The organism is Nitrospirota bacterium (genome assembly GCA_040757595.1).
In the GTDB taxonomy this organism is placed as follows: Bacteria; Nitrospirota; Nitrospiria; order Nitrospirales; family Nitrospiraceae; genus JBFLWP01.
This window is the reverse complement of sequence record JBFLWP010000003.1, coordinates 234,354-249,083: the sequence shown is the minus strand read 5'-3', so window position 1 is coordinate 249,083 and position 14,730 is coordinate 234,354. Positions and strand designations below refer to the sequence as shown.

Below are 14,730 nucleotides of genomic sequence, written 5' to 3'. Positions count from 1 at the left end.
TTCGTGACCGAAGCCCGATAAAGTAGCGGAACTTTCTCGTTAAACCGGGGGGGACTGGGTGCGACTCCCTCACACACCGGCTCCAGCGACCGGCACGCCGGCCTACCGGTGGCTGCCTTTCCTCATCGCCGCCATGACGGCGACGGTCATGATCGTCGGCAGCCTGGCCCTTCACTATCTCGAGACCCGCCTCGTCACGAGCACGGGGGAAAGTCTGACGGTGCTCGCCGCCGACGTTGCGGACAAGCTGGACCACGTCCTCTTCGAACGGTACGGCGACGCCCAAATGATGGCTGACGCCTTTCCGGAGAAAATGCGCAATCCGGCGGCCCTAGCGAAATACCTCGACGGGATGAAAGAGCGGTACCCGCTTTACCGTTGGTTGGGCGTGACCGACGCGGCGGGTCGAATCATCGCCGCGACCAATCCGGCCACAGTGGGGCTCGATCGAAGCCGGGAGGCTTGGTTTCGGGCGACGCGCGACGGGGTTGGCGCTCAGCTCCAGGACGTCTCGGTTTCCCCGGAGACGGGCACAGACCGCACGGTAGGCTTCTCGGCTCCGATCAGAGGCGCCGACGGGCGATTCCTGGGAGTCGTGACGACGCGGGTCGGCCTCTCGGAATTGGAAGACGTGTTCTCCCGCACGGTCGGCACGTTCCAAGCGCAGCGGGGCCCCGCCAGTCGGATCGAATGGCAGTTCCTGGCACGAGACGGCACCCTGGTCGCCGACTCCCTGCTGCGGCAGGAAGGGAAGGTCAACCTGAGGCAGCTCGGCGTGCCGTCGGCCAGGTTGAGCGCGGAAGCGGAGCCTGGCTACGTCGAAGAGCTGCACCCACGCCGCCGGGTCCAGGTCGTCACCGGCTATGCAAAGACTGCGGGACACAGAGAATTTCCCGGCTTTCAGTGGGGGATTCTGGTGCGGATGGACCGGAGCGACATTCTGCGCCCAATCCGGGATGTTCTCTTCAAAGTTGGAGCAGGAGGGGCTCTGCTGTTCATCCCCATGCTCGGCCTCCTCGTCTGGACGACCACCCGCCTGCGGAAGGAATGGTCCCATTCGGCGGACCAGCTCGTGCGACTCAAGGGCCTGCACACCGTGAGCGGGGCCTTGCAGCGGGAAACAGCCGAAGTGAGCTCGGACTTCGCCCTGACCGAGTTCCTCCGGCTGCTCGTGAATATCGCGACGCAGGTCACCGGGGCCCGGTACGGGGCTTTCGGCCTGCTCGATGAGACCGGGAAAAGCCTCGCCCAATTCATCACGGTCGGGATGGACGAGGCGACCGAGCACGCCATCGGCTCCTGGCCGACCGGAAGGGGCCTCCTGGGGTTCCTGACCCAGGAGAGCGACGTGCTCCGCCTCACGGACCTGAGCCGGCACCCCGCGTTCAGCGGATTCCCTCCCCACCACCCGCCGATGCGCTCGTTCTTGGGAGTGTGCGTTCGCGCGCACGGAAGAATCCTCGGTCGGCTCTATCTGGCCGACAAAATCGGGGGATCGGAGTTTACGGACGTGGACGAAGAGGTGATTGCGACCCTTGCCGCCGAGGCCGGGGTCGCCATCGAAAACGGCTATTTTCTGAATCAGATCCGGACGGCCGAAAGGCTGTACCGCACGACGATGGCTGCCCTGCCGGTCTCGATCCTGCGGCTGGATGAACAGAATGTCGTCCGGTTCGCCAACCGGACGTTTCACGAAATGATTCAACGGGACGAACGGGACACCATCGGCCAGCCCATCGAGACGCTCCTGCAGATCGAGAGCCTCTCGGAATTGCTGCGCTCCGTGCGCACGAGCAAGGCGCCGGCCGTCCAGGAGCGAGAGTACCGGCTACCCGACGCCGGCATCACTTCCTGCCGCCTCATCGCTCGGAGCATGGACGCGACGGGCGAGATCATCCTTGTCATCCAGGACATCACCGCGCTGAAGCAGGCGGAACAGGAGCGCAACAGGGTCACCCGGGAGCGGCTCCTGCTCCTGGAATCCACCGGCGAGGGCATTTTCGGCCTCGACTTGCATGCCCGCTGCACGTTTATCAACAAAGCCGGGGCCGCGATGCTCGGATATGGGCCGCACGAAGCGATCGGGAAGAACATGCACGAATTGATTCACCATTCGCGGTCCGATGGCTCGCCGTATCCGATCGAGGAATGCCCGATCCTCTCCGCATGCCGGACCGGCCAAGGAGCCCGCCGCGAGAACGAGGTCTTATGGCGTCGCGACGGGACCGCGTTCGCCGCCCAATATTCGGTGTCCCCCATCGTCGAGAGCGGGCGCATTACGGGTGCGGTCGTTTCCTTCGCGGACATCACCGAGCGTCTCAAGCTGGAAGAGCAGCTCCGCCAGGCGCAGAAGATGGAGGCCATCGGGCGTCTGGCGGGCGGCATCGCCCACGATTTCAACAACCTCGTGATGGTGATCAACGGATACAGCGCGGCCCTGTTGGAGCACTTGGACCCGAACGATGCGCTGCGCCGCTATCCGCTGGAAATCAAAAAGGCCGGGGAAAGGGCGGCTTCCCTGACCCGCCAATTGCTGGCCTTCAGCCGGAGGCAGGTGTTGGAACCCAGGGTGCTGAGTCTCAACGACTGCGTGGTCTCCATGGGCGACATGCTCCGGCGGCTCATCGGCGAGCACATCAACCTGGTCATGGCACTGGACCGCAGCCTCCGGTGCGTGAAAGCCGACCAGGCCCAGATGGAGCAGGTCGTCATGAACCTGGTCGTCAATGCCCGCGACGCCATGCCGGAGGGCGGGACGCTGACGATCGAAACTTCGAACGTCGAAATCGACCCGGCGCTCGCCCGCCGGCTCGGCAGCGTGCAACCCGGCCCGTATGTCAAGCTGGCCGTGACCGACACGGGCCACGGCATGGACGCGGAGACGCAGGCCCGCATTTTCGAGCCCTTCTTCACCACGAAGGAGCAGGGCAAGGGGACGGGGCTGGGCCTGGCCAGCGTCTACGGCATCGTCAAGCAAAGCGGCGGAGCCATTTCGGTCCAGAGCGCGCCCGGGCAGGGCGCGACCTTCGCAGTGTACCTGCCCAGGGTTCTGGAGAAGCCGCCCCGCCACGAGCCCTCCGAACCGGTGGGTGAGCCAGCCACATGCTCCGAGACCATTCTTCTCGTCGAGGATGAAGATGCAGTCCGAACGCTCATACGCGAGACGCTGAACAGAGCCGGCTATCGTGTATTGGAAGCGCGCGACGGCAGCGAGGCGCTCGCGCTCGGGACCCGCCACGAAGGACCGATCCACCTCTTGCTGACCGATGTCGTGATGCCGCGCCTCAACGGGCGCGAACTGGCGGATCGGCTGACGCAGGCTCGGCCGGAGCTGAAGGTTCTCTTCATGACCGGCTACACGGACGACGCGGTCATCGAACGGGAAGGACCGGGCTGGAGCGCACACATGATCCGCAAACCGTTCTTCCCCCGCGACTTGGCCCGCAAGATCCGGGAGGTCTTGGACGCGCCTCCCCCGCCGGAGAGCGAGTCGGCCGACGAGAACTGAACCCCTCCTACCGTCGCATCGAGACGCTGCCCGCTCGACCAGGGCCCGACGCCCCCGCATCTTCCGTTGCCGAGCCGGTCAGGGCCCCGGGTGGCCCTTCAGTCCCGCCCGCATCGCCTCGCTCGTTTGAGCCAAGCTCGGCAATCGCCTCTTCGGCCTGGGCTTCTCCCCGATCTCCGCCCCTTGGGAGGGCCCCTTTTCCCTCGTTGCGCTCCCGGCCCGCACCCTCTCCAGCTCCCGGCGAACTTCGTTCAGCTCTTCGGTGCGCGCCGCCAGGAGTTGCTCCAAACTCCGAATCGTCTGGCCCTGCGCTTTCCGCCCTTTCCCATTTCGCTGGTCTTCGTGGGCTTGCAGTTCGCCGGCCCGCGACGCCGGAGATCTAACCGTCTCTTGGCGAAGGTGTTGCCTGACCATTCGGATCGTGCCGACTGCGACCAAGAGCCCATACAGACCCAACCCCAGCCAGATTCCACCTATGGGGCTTTGGGAAAGCTGACCGGTCCGGTAGCGAGCCTGCACCCGCCAATCCAAGCCAGACCGAGCCAGGGTCTCGCCGGCGTCGGCCGAAGCCAGCAGCGGCCGGTCGAGCTGCAAAGCCTGGCCCGTCCCGAGCAGCGGCTCCCCGCGCCCGTTCAGCAGGACCAGCGAAAGAGCCTCGGAAGCCGCCTCACCGTGACGCGCCAGGACCTCCTGAAACGGCTCCGAGGAAAGTCTGACCGACAGCACCCCGACCGCCGAGCCGAGGTCGTTCAGGATGGGAACCGACAGGCTCAGAACCGGCGAGCCGGCGCCGAAGAGCGTCTGCACCAGGGGATCGTCGTGAAAGTCCTCGACGACCACGGTTGGAGCCGCCTCCATGGCTTGCCTAAACCACGGAGCCTCGGACACCATGCTCCCAACGAGCTGTGCGGAGGGAACGGCATGGCCCTCTCCGTCCATTCCGTTGACCGCCAGCACCTGTCCCTGCTGGTTCGCGACGAAAGCCAGCTCGTAGGTGGGGCCGCTGGTCGCCACCAACAGGTCGAGGACGCCCGGGAGGTGATCCGCCTCGAGGGCCCTGACCTGCGGCAGCGCCGACACGAGCAACACGTCTCGGGACCGCTCGGACACCAGGCGGTCCAGAGCGGCTAACGTCGCCTTCGCGGCTTGCACTGCGGTCTGTTGAAGCCCGTGAGGCTGTCCCGTGGCGCCGGCGCGGAAAACCAAAAAGCCCGCCGCGAATGGCAGGACGAGCACGAGCATCAGCCACAGGATCAATTTCAGCGGAAGACCGCCGCTGATGGGCGCGGGGCGTGTGCGGATGGTCAGCCGATCGGACGGTTGGGCCATGGGGCTGGAGCCCTACTGTACCCGACCAGACGGTGCCGCGCAAGCACCCGCCTACAGAGGAACTGGAATTCATTGAGCTTGGGGGGTAGCAACCTGCCGGGCTTGGAGGTAGTCTGGGAGCTGATGACCTGCCGATCCTGCGGCCAGTCCCTCGATGACGCCAGCCGGTTCTGCACCCACTGCGGGAAGCCCGTCCTTCGTTTCCCGTCGGCCGACTCTCCGGAAGGCGCCAGCCCGCCGGACAAGGGGGAGTTGAACCTGCCGGCGCTCTACGTGATGGCCGGGCTCCTCCTCCTCGCGCTCCTGTTTCCGCCCTGGGAGACCCCGCCAGGCCAGCCGCCGGAATTTCTGGGCTTTCATTTCCTGCTGAGCCCGCCCGACGCAAGCGTGAACGGCCGCACGCAGCCCGGCGTCGTCAGCCGGTTGCTCCTCACGGTCGAGCTGACCACGATCGCCGTGGCCGGGCTCTACGCTGCGTGGCTGTTCCGCCGGAAGCCGTGAGGCGTGAAGCGTCCGCGAGTGACGAGCGACGAGGAACGAGCGTCGCAGATTCAGTCGAGGGCCAGCGTGAGGCACTTGGCGGAGCCGCCCGCCTTCATGAACTCGTCCAGCGGCACGGGATGGGGCCGGTACCCGCTCGCCTCCAACCGCGCCACCGTGTCAGGACACCCGGCCGGCAGGACCACGTGCTTGCCCACGCAGACCGCGTTGCAGGCGAACCGGAGCGCCTCCGCCTCGGGCACGGCGATCCGCCGCGCCTCCTCGATCCGGTCGGCCACGACGGTCCGGGCATAGTCGTCGAAGGCGGGCGGGTAATAGAGCAGCTCGCCCCCGCTCAGGGGACAGAAGCAGGTATCCAGGTGGTAGAACCGGCCGTCCACGAGCTCCAACGGGATGATCTCGCGGTCGAAGAGCTCGCTCAGCCGGACATAGGCGCGGATGTCGCTCCGCTGCCGGTACCCGCCGAACCAGACGTCTGGAAACCCGAGCAGGTCCCCGGCCCCCTCGAAGTAGAGCCCCTCGTCCAGAAGCACCACGTCGTAGCCGTGCGCCCGGAACCAGCGGGTGAAATGCTCCTCCTCCTTCTGCCGCTCCCGGTGGCGGAACCGGCTCGGCACCGCCAGCCATCCCGAGACGACGCCCGCATTGGCCGTAAAGACCATGTCCGGCAGACCCGGCACCGGCGGCACCGTCTCCAGCGCCGCCCCGACTTCTTCCGCGAGAACCTTCATCAACCCCGACCACTGCGTGCGGGCCCGCTCCGGGTCCACCACGTTGGACACGCGCATCCAGGGGTTGATCTCGTAGTCGATGCGGAAGTACTCGGGCGGGCAGACCAGCAGCCGGCTCATAGATCCTCCGCAGGAGCGACGCCCTCCGCGCTCACATGGCTATTCGGCTCACCCTCGCAACCTGAACATGCGGGTGGCGCTGAACGGGGTGCCCCGCCGCGCGCAACGGAAGGGGAGAGCGGCGGAACGGCGATCGAATGTCATATGGCATGGCCCAGCTTGACGAATCCGATCAACCAGACGGCCCCCACTGGGGGATGGGTGGAGTGAGCACGGTGGGGCTGTTCAGCGACAGGACCCGCATGTTCATACCGCTCATCCCTTCCACCCCAGTTCGCGCGCCAGCTCCCGCAGGAACGAGGCTGCGTCCATGACGAGACCGACGGCCTGGAAGCTGCCCCGGTCGGCCAGCTTGGTCGGCACCGAGGGATTCACGTCCACGCAGACCGTGGGCACCGTGGCCGGCAGCAGATTGCCCGTCGCCACCGCATGGAGCGTAGAGGCCACGAGCAGGGCCAACCCCACGCCCGGCAAGGCCGCCCGCATGGCCCGCTGCGCCGCCACCGTGTCCGTGATGACCCCGGGCAGCGGCCCGTCGTCCCGGATCGAGCCGGCCAGCACCAGGTGGACGCCGCGCCGGACGCAGGCCGCCATGATTCCCTCCGTGACGACGCCGGACCGGACCGCCTGCTCGATGCTGCCGATCGCCCGGATGCGGTTGATCGTGCGCAGGTGATGCTCGTGGCCGTGCGGAACGGCCCGGCCCGCGGCCAGCCGGTACCCCAGGGAGGTTCCGAACAGGTGCGCCTCCAAGTCGTGGGCCGCCAGCGCGTTGCCGGCGAAGAGGACGTGGATGAAGCCGGACTCGATCAGCCAGGCCAGGGCCTCCCGGCCGCCCGCATGAACGATGGCGGGACCGCCGGCCAGCAGGACCTTGCCGATCGGCTTCCCCGCCCCCCGATCCTCCCGCAGGCTCTGCATGCGGCGGGCGATGTCGGCAATGATGTGGCCGTGGGGCCGCTCCGCCGAGACCTGCGCCTCCATGAACCCGAAGACGTCCCGCTCCATGGGCCGCTCCAGCGGGAGGACCCGAATGCCCTCGCGTCCGGTGACGACCAGGTCGCCCTTGCGCACCTCCCCCATCGGCACGGCCCGGGCCGCGGCAAGCCCGGCGTCCACGCGGATCGCGAGGTCCATCTCGATCCGCTCCACGTCGATCCATTCGCCCTTCAGGCGGACCTGGGTCGGGAGATGGGTCGTGGGGTAGAAGGACTCGGGCAGGATCCCGTCGGCCGGGGCTGGCTCGATCGCGCAGTCCGACTCCCGCTCGACCGAAGCCCCGTGGGGCTGGATCGCTTCGAGGATCTCTTCCAGCAACCGGGCCGACGAGGCCCGGACGACGATCCGGGCAAAGGAGGGCTCGCCCCGCGTGGCGCCGATTCGGACCTCCTCGAGGTCGAAGGTCCCACCCATCATGAGGATGGTGTCGAGCACCTTGGCCAGGATCAGCGAGTCAATGATGTGGCCGCGGAGGATGACCGTCTCGTGTGCGGAAGCCATGGCGCCCTCGCTCGCCCTTCATTTTATCATGCGGCAGGCCGGCCCTGCGGCCGGACCCCGTCCAGTTCCCCGGTCTTCATCAACTCGCGGAGCACGCTGGTCGCATAGCCGCCTGGAGGCAGGGTGAAGGAGAGGGTCAGAATCTCGCCATCGAGCGACCAGTCCAGGTCCCGCAACGGAACGCGCAGGGGCCGTCGCTCCCCCCGGAAGCCGCAGGAGGCCGCGGCCTCGGTGAGCGACTCCGGCGTCGCGTCCAGCTCCGCAGCCGCGGCTCGTTCGATCGTCCCCGGCTCTCCCGTCGCCCAGGGGGCCCGCGAGCCGAACAGCGGGCCGGTGGGGCTGATCTCGAAGGCGGCCGCCCTCAGCTGCTCCACGTCCGGCTGCTCCACGAGGAAACAGGCGCCGTTCGCGTGCTTCATCGCCCAGTCCCCGGCCAATAGCCGGTCGATCCCCTGGATGCGCCGGGCCAGGATGTCGTTGAAGAGCACCGACTGGTAGGCGTGCATGTACCAGAGGCGCTTGGACCTCGGCATCCGGGCCCGCCGGGCTTCGTCGCGGAGCAACGCCGCGCCGATTTGATGGTTCAGGCCTTCCCGCCCCTGCCGTTGCGGCCCGAAGAAGTTCGGCACCCCGCGACGGGCGAGATCCTCCAAGATCAGCGGGACCGACGCCCGGGCGCCCTGGTGGACGCCCCGCACCACCAGGCGAAAGGAGTTCCCGGCATGGTGGCCGGTTCGCAGCCGGTTCCGGTGCCGCCCGAGCACCTCGAGGGAGAGGATGTGAGGGTCGGCGCGGAGCCGGGAGAGCGACGCCTCACCAGCCCCTTGCACCGACACCATTTGGGTCGTGACGGCGTTGGCGTCCTTGAGCCCGGCGACGCCGATGCAGCGGGCCTTCACCCCCAGCGTCGAGGCGAAGCGGGTGACCATCTGGGGCGTGGGCAGCCCGCGCTTGGTGACGCGGAGGTAGAGGTGCTCGCCCTCGCCGCAGGGCAGATAGAGGGGCCGCTCCTCCACGCAGAAGTCCTCGGGAACCGTGCGGATCCGTCCTCCGATGCCGGGCACCGACTCCGTCAGGTACGGCCAGACCCGCTCAACCATGTTCCACGTCCCTCCCCCTGATCCGCAATTCCTGTGGTATAGTACCGCAAGTGACTCTATGGAGAACCACGCTCGCGGTTGCCTCTGGATCCTTCTGCTCTCGGTTTGGCTGGGACCAGTCGCCCCGGCCCAAGCCGAGCCCGCCGACCTGTTCGCCTCGCTGACGCTCCGTGTCCAGAACCAGATCCGTTCCGACAAGCAGGGATTCGCCGAGGCCCAGACGTGCACCGAATGGTTCTACAAGGAGCGGCTGCGCAAGCCGGCCAAGCCCAAAGCCGAGGGCGTCGCCTACCGGCAAGCCCGGTCCGCGACCGGCGCTCCTGACTGCGGCGCCCGCTATCCCGGAGGCCTTGAGGCGGCCCGCGAGGACTTCTCGCGCGCCCAATCCTCCCTGACCATCAGCCTCACCTTCTACGAGTTCGTGCTGGTGGGGGATCGTAACGACGACGGACGCTACAGCGCCGCGGAACTGCAGGACGTGCTGGAATCCATCGGGCTTTCGTTCAGCTCGGTGGTCCCCCAGGGGCACTACCTGGTCGCGCTCGACGCCAAGTTCGACGCGATTCGGAAGGCCGGCAACCTGGAAGGCCTGATGGCAGGCTTGGGCGTCTTGTACGACCGCGGCTACCGGCTCAGCCCCAACGACCTCGCCGCCTTGACCAAGGTTTCCGGATGAGCGGCCGGCCCCTGCCCCGGAGCCGGCGCATCTGGCTCCACCTGAACCATCGGCTCTCCATCCCGCTCCATCATCTGTTCAACCACATTCTACCCTATGAGGCCGGCTGTTCTACGCCGGCCCTCTCTCGGATCACCTGCCGACACCAGCCACTGGCCGGCCGGCGAGCCGTGCAAATTACTGACCTGCACCTGGACCGGTACCAGCCCAGGCACGACCTCCTCCTGACCGCCATCGGCGGGCTCAGGCCGGACTGGATCTTTGTGACCGGCGACCTCCTGACCGTCCGGCGCGGCCTCCCGCACCTGTTCCTCTTCCTCTCCCGCCTGCGGGAATTGGCGCCGGTCTATCTGACCCTCGGGAACCACGACCATTACAGCGGCGTCCCGCTCCACCACTTCAGCGAGTTGGCCGACCGGCACAAGCTGCACCTGCTGGTGAACCAAGCCATGTTCGTGCCAACCGGATCGGGCGAACTCGGCGTCGTCGGTCTGGACGATCCCTCGCTCCACCGGGCCGATCTGCGCTGCATCCCGCCGGCCTCGCCCGGCCGGTTCACGGTCCTGCTCGCCCACGCCCCGAACGTCCTGGATCACCTCGACGACCGGCACGCCGTGGACCTCGTGCTGTGCGGCCACAGCCACGGGGGACAATGGCGGATCCCGTCGGTACGCCCTTTCTGGCTCCCATACGGATGTCGCGGGCGAAGCCACGGGCTTTACCACCGGAACGGCCATCGCCTCTACGTGAACCGAGGAATCGGCTGGTCCGGTCTTCCAATCCGCCTGGACTGCCCCCCGGAGATCCTCGTCGTGGACTGGACCGAATAGGCAGGGAGCCTCACGCGAGCCGTTCCAAGGCCTCGCGGGCCCGGCTCCGGACCGTCTGATCCCAATCCTCCTGCATCACCTCCTCCAGCTTGGCTCTGGCCTCTCCCACCCGCATCCGGCCGAGGGCCAGCGCCGCACAGCCCCGCACGTAGGCGTGGTCGTCCTCCAGGGCCTTCAGCAGCAGCGGGATCGCGGTCTTGTCCTGAATCACCCCCAGATGACTGACCGCCATGCCGCGAACCCGGTGCTGCTTGTCCCCCTGGGCCGTCCGTGCGGCCGTCTTGAACAGCTCCGCCAGGGCCGGTGCTACCCGCTCCAGTCCTTCCAGCCGGTACTCATTGAACTCGATCAAGGCGAAGGCCAGCTCCAGCCGCTTCTCCGGCACGGTCGCCCGCTCGAACCGCGCAAGCAGCCGTTCGCGGTCGCGCTTGAACGTCACCCGGCGCCGAATCCTCCGCGCCACGGACCAGGCCAGGAACAGGAGCCCCGCCGCCAGCAGAGCCAGCGGGACGCCCTGCTCCGCCAGATAGTCCTTGGTGTCCTCCGGGATGCGCTTCCAGATCCACACGCCGGCGACGATCAGCCCCAGCAGCAGGAGCACCGCCGTCAGGTTCGCCTGCCCCCGTTGGTCGCGGCCTTCCATGGCGCAGCATGATAGGGAGCCACGAGGACCCAGTCAACGGAGACGGGATCGCCCGAAGCCGCACCGAGGCTTGACAATCATCCTAACTAGAACTATTATCCGGGCCGTATGGCCGAGGTTCCGGACTTCAAAGACGATCCCTACCTCAAGGTGCTGCGGCCGATGGTGGAGGCCTATCTGGCGTTCTGGCGCGAGGACAGCCGTCACATCCGCTCCCTCAAGCTGACGCCCTCCCAGTTCGACGTGATCGCGACGCTGGGCGACACGGAGGGCATGACCTGTTCGGACCTGTCGGCCGCCACGCTGGTGACCAAGGGCACCCTGACCGGCGTGCTGGACCGGCTGGAGGCCAAGGGGTTGATCGAGCGGGACGCGGTGAAGGGGGACCGCCGGTGCGTCAAGATCCGCCTGACGGCCAAGGGGGGCGCCCTGTTTCGCAAGACCTTCGTCGCCCACGCCTCGTTCCTGCGCCCCTACTTCGAGCGCGCCCTCACCGCCAAGGAGGCCGAAACCCTTCGGACCCTGCTGCTCCGCGTCCGAGACAGCTTCAAGAAGCCGGCCAAGCGGTCCGCGTGACGGTTCTCCTGCGGAGAGGCGCTCCGGAACGGCGGTAAAGATCGCCCGTTTCACCCGTTTGGGGGATGCTCGGGCTTCCGCGTGAACAGGGAGGAGAAAAGTATGCCATTACCCACGACGGCCGTTCGCGTGATCCTATTGGCCATGCTCGTGGCCGCGGCCTACGGCGCGTATGCAGCCGAGCCCGGCACGCCGTCGAACAAGCCGGGCAAGCGAACCGATGCGGCGGCACTTGAGCGGGGGCGTTACCTGGTCAAACTCGGCGGATGCAACGATTGCCATACGCCGGGGTACGCCCCATCCGGAGGAAAGATCGACGAGAAGCGCTGGCTGGTGGGCGACAAGCTCGGCTGGCGCGGGCCATGGGGCACGACCTATGCGTCCAACCTCAGGCTCTACATCCAGACCCTGTCCGAAGACCAATGGGTGCAAGTCGCTCGCACTTTGCAAACGCGCCCCCCCATGCCGTGGTTTACGCTTCGCAATCTGCACGAGCGCGATCTGCGCGCGATGTACAAGTTCATCAAGCACCTCGGTCCGTCGGGCGAGCCGGCTCCTTCGTATCTCCCGCCGGATCAGGAGCCTCCGCAACCGTACGTCCAGTTCCCGCAACCTCCGAAGTGACCCGGCAAGAGCGTCGCGGCGATGCGCCTCACGATCCTCGGCTCCGGCACCAACGTCCACCCGACGCGAGCCGGCGCCGGCTATCTGGTCCAGACGGACCAGACGCTCCTGCTCGACTTCGGCCCCCGCACGCTCCAGAACCTGATCAAGAGCGGGACGGATCGGCACCGCATCCGGCACCTCCTTTTTTCCCACTTCCACGCCGACCACTTTTCGGATTTCGTCACCTTCTTCTTTGACGCGGTCTTCTATTCCCGGTACGTCGGCGAGCGGCCGGATTTGACCCTGATCGGCCCCCGCGGGAGCAGGCGGCTGTTCGGCATGATGCTGGCGACCTTCCCGGGATTCCGCGCAGCCCGGTTCCGGGTGCGGATCAAGGAAGTGGCGGACCGGAGCTTTTCCATCGGCGCCACGCGGATCGTGCCGCGGACCGTCGTACACAGCCCGCGGCTCCACTGCCTCGGCTACCGGATCGAGCACCGGGGGAAGAGCCTGGCCTATTCCGGGGACGCGCAATACTGCGAGAGCCTGGTCCGCCTCTGCCGGGGCGCGGACGCAGCCGTTCTGGACTGCTCGTTCCCCGCCAACAAGCCGGGGCCAGGACACCTGCATGCGGGCCAGTGCGGGCAGGTGGCGCGTGAAGCGGGCGCCGCGCACCTGATCCTGTCGCACTTCTATCCGGTCGCCGAACGGTACGACGTGAAACGACAGGCGGGACGCAGCTACGACGGGCGGATCACGATGGGGCGGGATTTGCTCAACATCCAGTTGTAGGCGGCGGGTTGCCGGGATCGGGTTCGCTCAACACCCGTCGGTTCTCTTCCCGCCGTCCTCCAGGAGGCGGATGAAGCGGGTCAGCCGGACTTCTTTGACCGTGTCGTCGAGCTTGTGGTAAATGGCGATGAGGTTCTTCAACATGCGGACCAGGATCGCCCTGGCCGAGCTGACCGCGAGATACCGCTCTTCGAACCCGTAACCGGCCTGCATGAGGAACCGCGCACAGTCCTTCTCGGTCAGCAAAGCCCCGCAGTTGAAACAGTCCACGAAGATCTTGTAGCGGTCCGAGTCGAACTTGACCAGGAAGTGGCCGGGCATGCCGATGCCCACCACCGGCAGCCTCAGGCGCCAGCCGACCAGCAGGTACAGGACCGAGAGGCTGATCGGGATGCCGGTCCGCCGATCCATGACACGGTTGAGGTAGCTGTTGTCGGTCTCATAGTAGTTCTTGGTGTTTCCCCGAAAGCCCGCCTCGGTGAAGAGATAGCGTCCCAGCGTCTTGACCGCCTCCTCGCCCGAGACCCGCGGCCCCATCCGGTCGCGCACCTCGGCCGCCATCGCGTCGAGGTGGCCCCGGTACGTCGGCACGTCCAGATTGGGATAGGCATAGCGGGCGATCAGGAAGGCGCCGGCTTCCAGGTCGAGCCGGTCGTCGGACCTGGCGGCCAGGTCCCGCAGGTCTTCCTCCAGGCGGCTGCCCCGGATCTCGTCGAGCACTTCGGCGATCCGCCTCGCCATCTCCGGCTGCTCGACCTCCGCCTCCTGCAACAGGGGGACGGCCTGGCTTCCGATCTCCACGAGCTTGTCGCTCACGGTCCTGACGATCCGCTCGTTTTCGTCAGCGAGAAGTTTGATCAGGGCCCTGATCTGGCTTTCGGCTGCCTGCGTCATGCGTCGCCCGTCTCTCGTGTCCCGTCGCTCGTTTCTCGTGGAGCGTCGCTCGTGAAATGCGTCTCGTCCCCGGATTCGGACGTCTCACGTCTTACGGCTTTTCAGCCCATCGCCCGGCGGAAAGCCCGGGCGCTGCCGTACAGGCAGAGCGCGTCGAAGGCGATCATGATGACAACGACCATCACGACCGGACCCAGCGCCTCCGCCCACCCGGCCAGGATGAGCGGCCGGACCGCGTCAATAGCCCAGGTCATCGGGTTGAACCGGGCCAGCAGGCCCATCCAGGCCGGCATGGCCGAGAGCGGCACGAGCGCCGAGCTCAGGAAAATCATGGGAAGCGAGAGGAACCCGAGGACCGAGAAGAAGTCGCCGTGGCTTTTCACGGAAAAGGCCATCGCCATCGAGATGGCCGTGAGCCCGACGCCGAACAGCATGCCGATGGCGAGGATCACCGCGACCCCCGGCAGGCCGGTCGCCGGACGGACGCCGAAGAGGTAGGCCACGCCCAGGATGACCAGGACCTGCAGAGACGTGATCGTCGTGACGAAAAGGAACCGGCTGAGGATCACGGAGGTGCGGTGGATCGGCGTCGCCATGAGGCGCTCGAGAAAGCCGTTCTCCTTGTCGAAGAGCAGATCCACGCCGCCGGCCAGACCGTTGTTCAGCACGGTCATGACCACGACGCCGGCGGCCAGGAAACTGATGTAGGTGGGCGCCTGGACCACCTGCGCGTCGGCCGCACGCTGAAACAGGTTTCCGAAGAAGATCAGCCAGAACAGCATGGGCTGCACCAGCGTGAACAGCATGCTGAACTTCTCCCGGCTGAGCCGGCGCACCCACCGCATGGTCAGCGCCGCAATTTCTTGGATGTACTCGTTCACGACAGGGTCCGTGACACGTGACACGTGACAGGTGACACGTCGT

The 14,730-nt window shown here is 66.9% G+C and carries 14 protein-coding genes; 7 read left to right on the top strand and 7 right to left on the bottom strand.

From position 1 onward, the window contains the following. The first annotated feature begins 58 nt into the window (after positions 1-58). Positions 59-3,508, top strand: coding sequence for a PAS domain S-box protein (locus AB1411_04835; protein MEW6542920.1), 3,450 nt, complete (start codon positions 59-61; stop codon positions 3,506-3,508). Positions 3,509-3,586: 78 nt separating this feature from the next. Here AB1411_04835 and AB1411_04830 read toward each other — a convergent pair whose 3' ends face one another. Next, positions 3,587-4,837 carry a cache domain-containing protein gene (locus AB1411_04830; protein MEW6542919.1) on the bottom strand — a complete coding sequence of 417 codons (1,251 nt, stop codon included), beginning with the start codon at positions 4,835-4,837 and terminating at the stop codon, positions 3,587-3,589. Positions 4,838-4,960: 123 nt separating this feature from the next. Between AB1411_04830 and AB1411_04825 the strand changes: the two genes are divergently transcribed. Then, positions 4,961-5,338, top strand: coding sequence for a zinc ribbon domain-containing protein (locus tag AB1411_04825; protein ID MEW6542918.1), 378 nt, complete (start codon positions 4,961-4,963; stop codon positions 5,336-5,338). A 50-nt stretch (positions 5,339-5,388) separates the two neighbouring features. Here AB1411_04825 and AB1411_04820 read toward each other — a convergent pair whose 3' ends face one another. The 3 genes from AB1411_04820 to AB1411_04810 form a co-directional block, all read right to left on the bottom strand. Continuing rightward, a complete protein-coding gene (locus tag AB1411_04820; GenBank protein MEW6542917.1) occupies positions 5,389-6,189 on the bottom strand; it encodes an arginine deiminase-related protein in 801 nt (266 codons plus the stop codon). A 255-nt stretch (positions 6,190-6,444) separates the two neighbouring features. Beyond that, positions 6,445-7,689 carry a TIGR00300 family protein gene (locus AB1411_04815; protein MEW6542916.1) on the bottom strand — a complete coding sequence of 415 codons (1,245 nt, stop codon included), beginning with the start codon at positions 7,687-7,689 and terminating at the stop codon, positions 6,445-6,447. A 26-nt stretch (positions 7,690-7,715) separates the two neighbouring features. Next, complete coding sequence (locus AB1411_04810; protein ID MEW6542915.1) at positions 7,716-8,789, bottom strand: tRNA pseudouridine(13) synthase TruD; 1,074 nt, start codon at positions 8,787-8,789, stop codon at positions 7,716-7,718. 58 nt (positions 8,790-8,847) lie between these two features. Here AB1411_04810 and AB1411_04805 point away from each other — a divergent pair, with 58 nt between their 5' ends. Together AB1411_04805 and AB1411_04800 are read left to right on the top strand one after the other, a co-directional pair. Further along, positions 8,848-9,465 (top strand): hypothetical protein, encoded by a 618-nt coding sequence (locus AB1411_04805; protein MEW6542914.1) that lies wholly within the window; start codon positions 8,848-8,850, stop codon positions 9,463-9,465. After that, entirely contained in the window at positions 9,462-10,295 is an 834-nt protein-coding gene (locus AB1411_04800; protein ID MEW6542913.1) for a metallophosphoesterase, read from the top strand. The genes AB1411_04805 and AB1411_04800 overlap by 4 nt, the downstream gene beginning before the upstream one ends. A 10-nt stretch (positions 10,296-10,305) precedes the next feature. On the opposite strand, the gene AB1411_04795 is transcribed toward AB1411_04800, so the two are convergent. Continuing rightward, positions 10,306-10,938: a HEAT repeat domain-containing protein gene (locus AB1411_04795; protein MEW6542912.1), complete on the bottom strand. Its 633-nt coding sequence runs from the start codon at positions 10,936-10,938 to the stop codon at positions 10,306-10,308. A 108-nt stretch (positions 10,939-11,046) separates the two neighbouring features. Here AB1411_04795 and AB1411_04790 point away from each other — a divergent pair, with 108 nt between their 5' ends. The 3 genes from AB1411_04790 (at position 11,047) to AB1411_04780 (ending at position 12,912) form a co-directional block, all read left to right on the top strand. Beyond that, positions 11,047-11,514, top strand: coding sequence for a MarR family transcriptional regulator (locus AB1411_04790; GenBank protein MEW6542911.1), 468 nt, complete (start codon positions 11,047-11,049; stop codon positions 11,512-11,514). A gap of 102 nt (positions 11,515-11,616) precedes the next feature. Beyond that, positions 11,617-12,138: a cytochrome C gene (locus tag AB1411_04785; protein ID MEW6542910.1), complete on the top strand. Its 522-nt coding sequence runs from the start codon at positions 11,617-11,619 to the stop codon at positions 12,136-12,138. Positions 12,139-12,159: 21 nt separating this feature from the next. Beyond that, positions 12,160-12,912 carry an MBL fold metallo-hydrolase gene (locus tag AB1411_04780; protein MEW6542909.1) on the top strand — a complete coding sequence of 251 codons (753 nt, stop codon included), beginning with the start codon at positions 12,160-12,162 and terminating at the stop codon, positions 12,910-12,912. A 27-nt stretch (positions 12,913-12,939) separates the two neighbouring features. Here AB1411_04780 and AB1411_04775 read toward each other — a convergent pair whose 3' ends face one another. Beyond that, on the bottom strand, positions 12,940-13,806 hold the full coding sequence (locus AB1411_04775; protein MEW6542908.1) for a transglutaminase-like domain-containing protein: 867 nt from the start codon (positions 13,804-13,806) through the stop codon (positions 12,940-12,942). Positions 13,807-13,907: 101 nt separating this feature from the next. Continuing rightward, positions 13,908-14,687 (bottom strand): ABC transporter permease, encoded by a 780-nt coding sequence (locus AB1411_04770; protein MEW6542907.1) that lies wholly within the window; start codon positions 14,685-14,687, stop codon positions 13,908-13,910. Positions 14,688-14,730 lie beyond the last annotated feature (43 nt).

Bases quoted from the DNA above. Each gene is read 5' to 3' on its own strand.
- AB1411_04800 (MEW6542913.1), top strand. From the start codon at position 9,462: ATGAGCGGCCGGCCCCTGCCCCGGAGCCGGCGCATCTGGCTCCACCTG.
- AB1411_04790 (MEW6542911.1), top strand. From the start codon at position 11,047: ATGGCCGAGGTTCCGGACTTCAAAGACGATCCCTACCTCAAGGTGCTG.
- AB1411_04830 (MEW6542919.1), bottom strand. From the start codon at position 4,837: ATGGCCCAACCGTCCGATCGGCTGACCATCCGCACACGCCCCGCGCCC.
- AB1411_04825 (MEW6542918.1), top strand. From the start codon at position 4,961: ATGACCTGCCGATCCTGCGGCCAGTCCCTCGATGACGCCAGCCGGTTC.
- AB1411_04815 (MEW6542916.1), bottom strand. From the start codon at position 7,689: ATGGCTTCCGCACACGAGACGGTCATCCTCCGCGGCCACATCATTGAC.
- AB1411_04805 (MEW6542914.1), top strand. From the start codon at position 8,848: ATGGAGAACCACGCTCGCGGTTGCCTCTGGATCCTTCTGCTCTCGGTT.
- AB1411_04780 (MEW6542909.1), top strand. From the start codon at position 12,160: ATGCGCCTCACGATCCTCGGCTCCGGCACCAACGTCCACCCGACGCGA.
- AB1411_04785 (MEW6542910.1), top strand. From the start codon at position 11,617: ATGCCATTACCCACGACGGCCGTTCGCGTGATCCTATTGGCCATGCTC.
- AB1411_04775 (MEW6542908.1), bottom strand. From the start codon at position 13,806: ATGACGCAGGCAGCCGAAAGCCAGATCAGGGCCCTGATCAAACTTCTC.
- AB1411_04820 (MEW6542917.1), bottom strand. From the start codon at position 6,189: ATGAGCCGGCTGCTGGTCTGCCCGCCCGAGTACTTCCGCATCGACTAC.
- AB1411_04795 (MEW6542912.1), bottom strand. From the start codon at position 10,938: ATGGAAGGCCGCGACCAACGGGGGCAGGCGAACCTGACGGCGGTGCTC.
- AB1411_04810 (MEW6542915.1), bottom strand. From the start codon at position 8,789: ATGGTTGAGCGGGTCTGGCCGTACCTGACGGAGTCGGTGCCCGGCATC.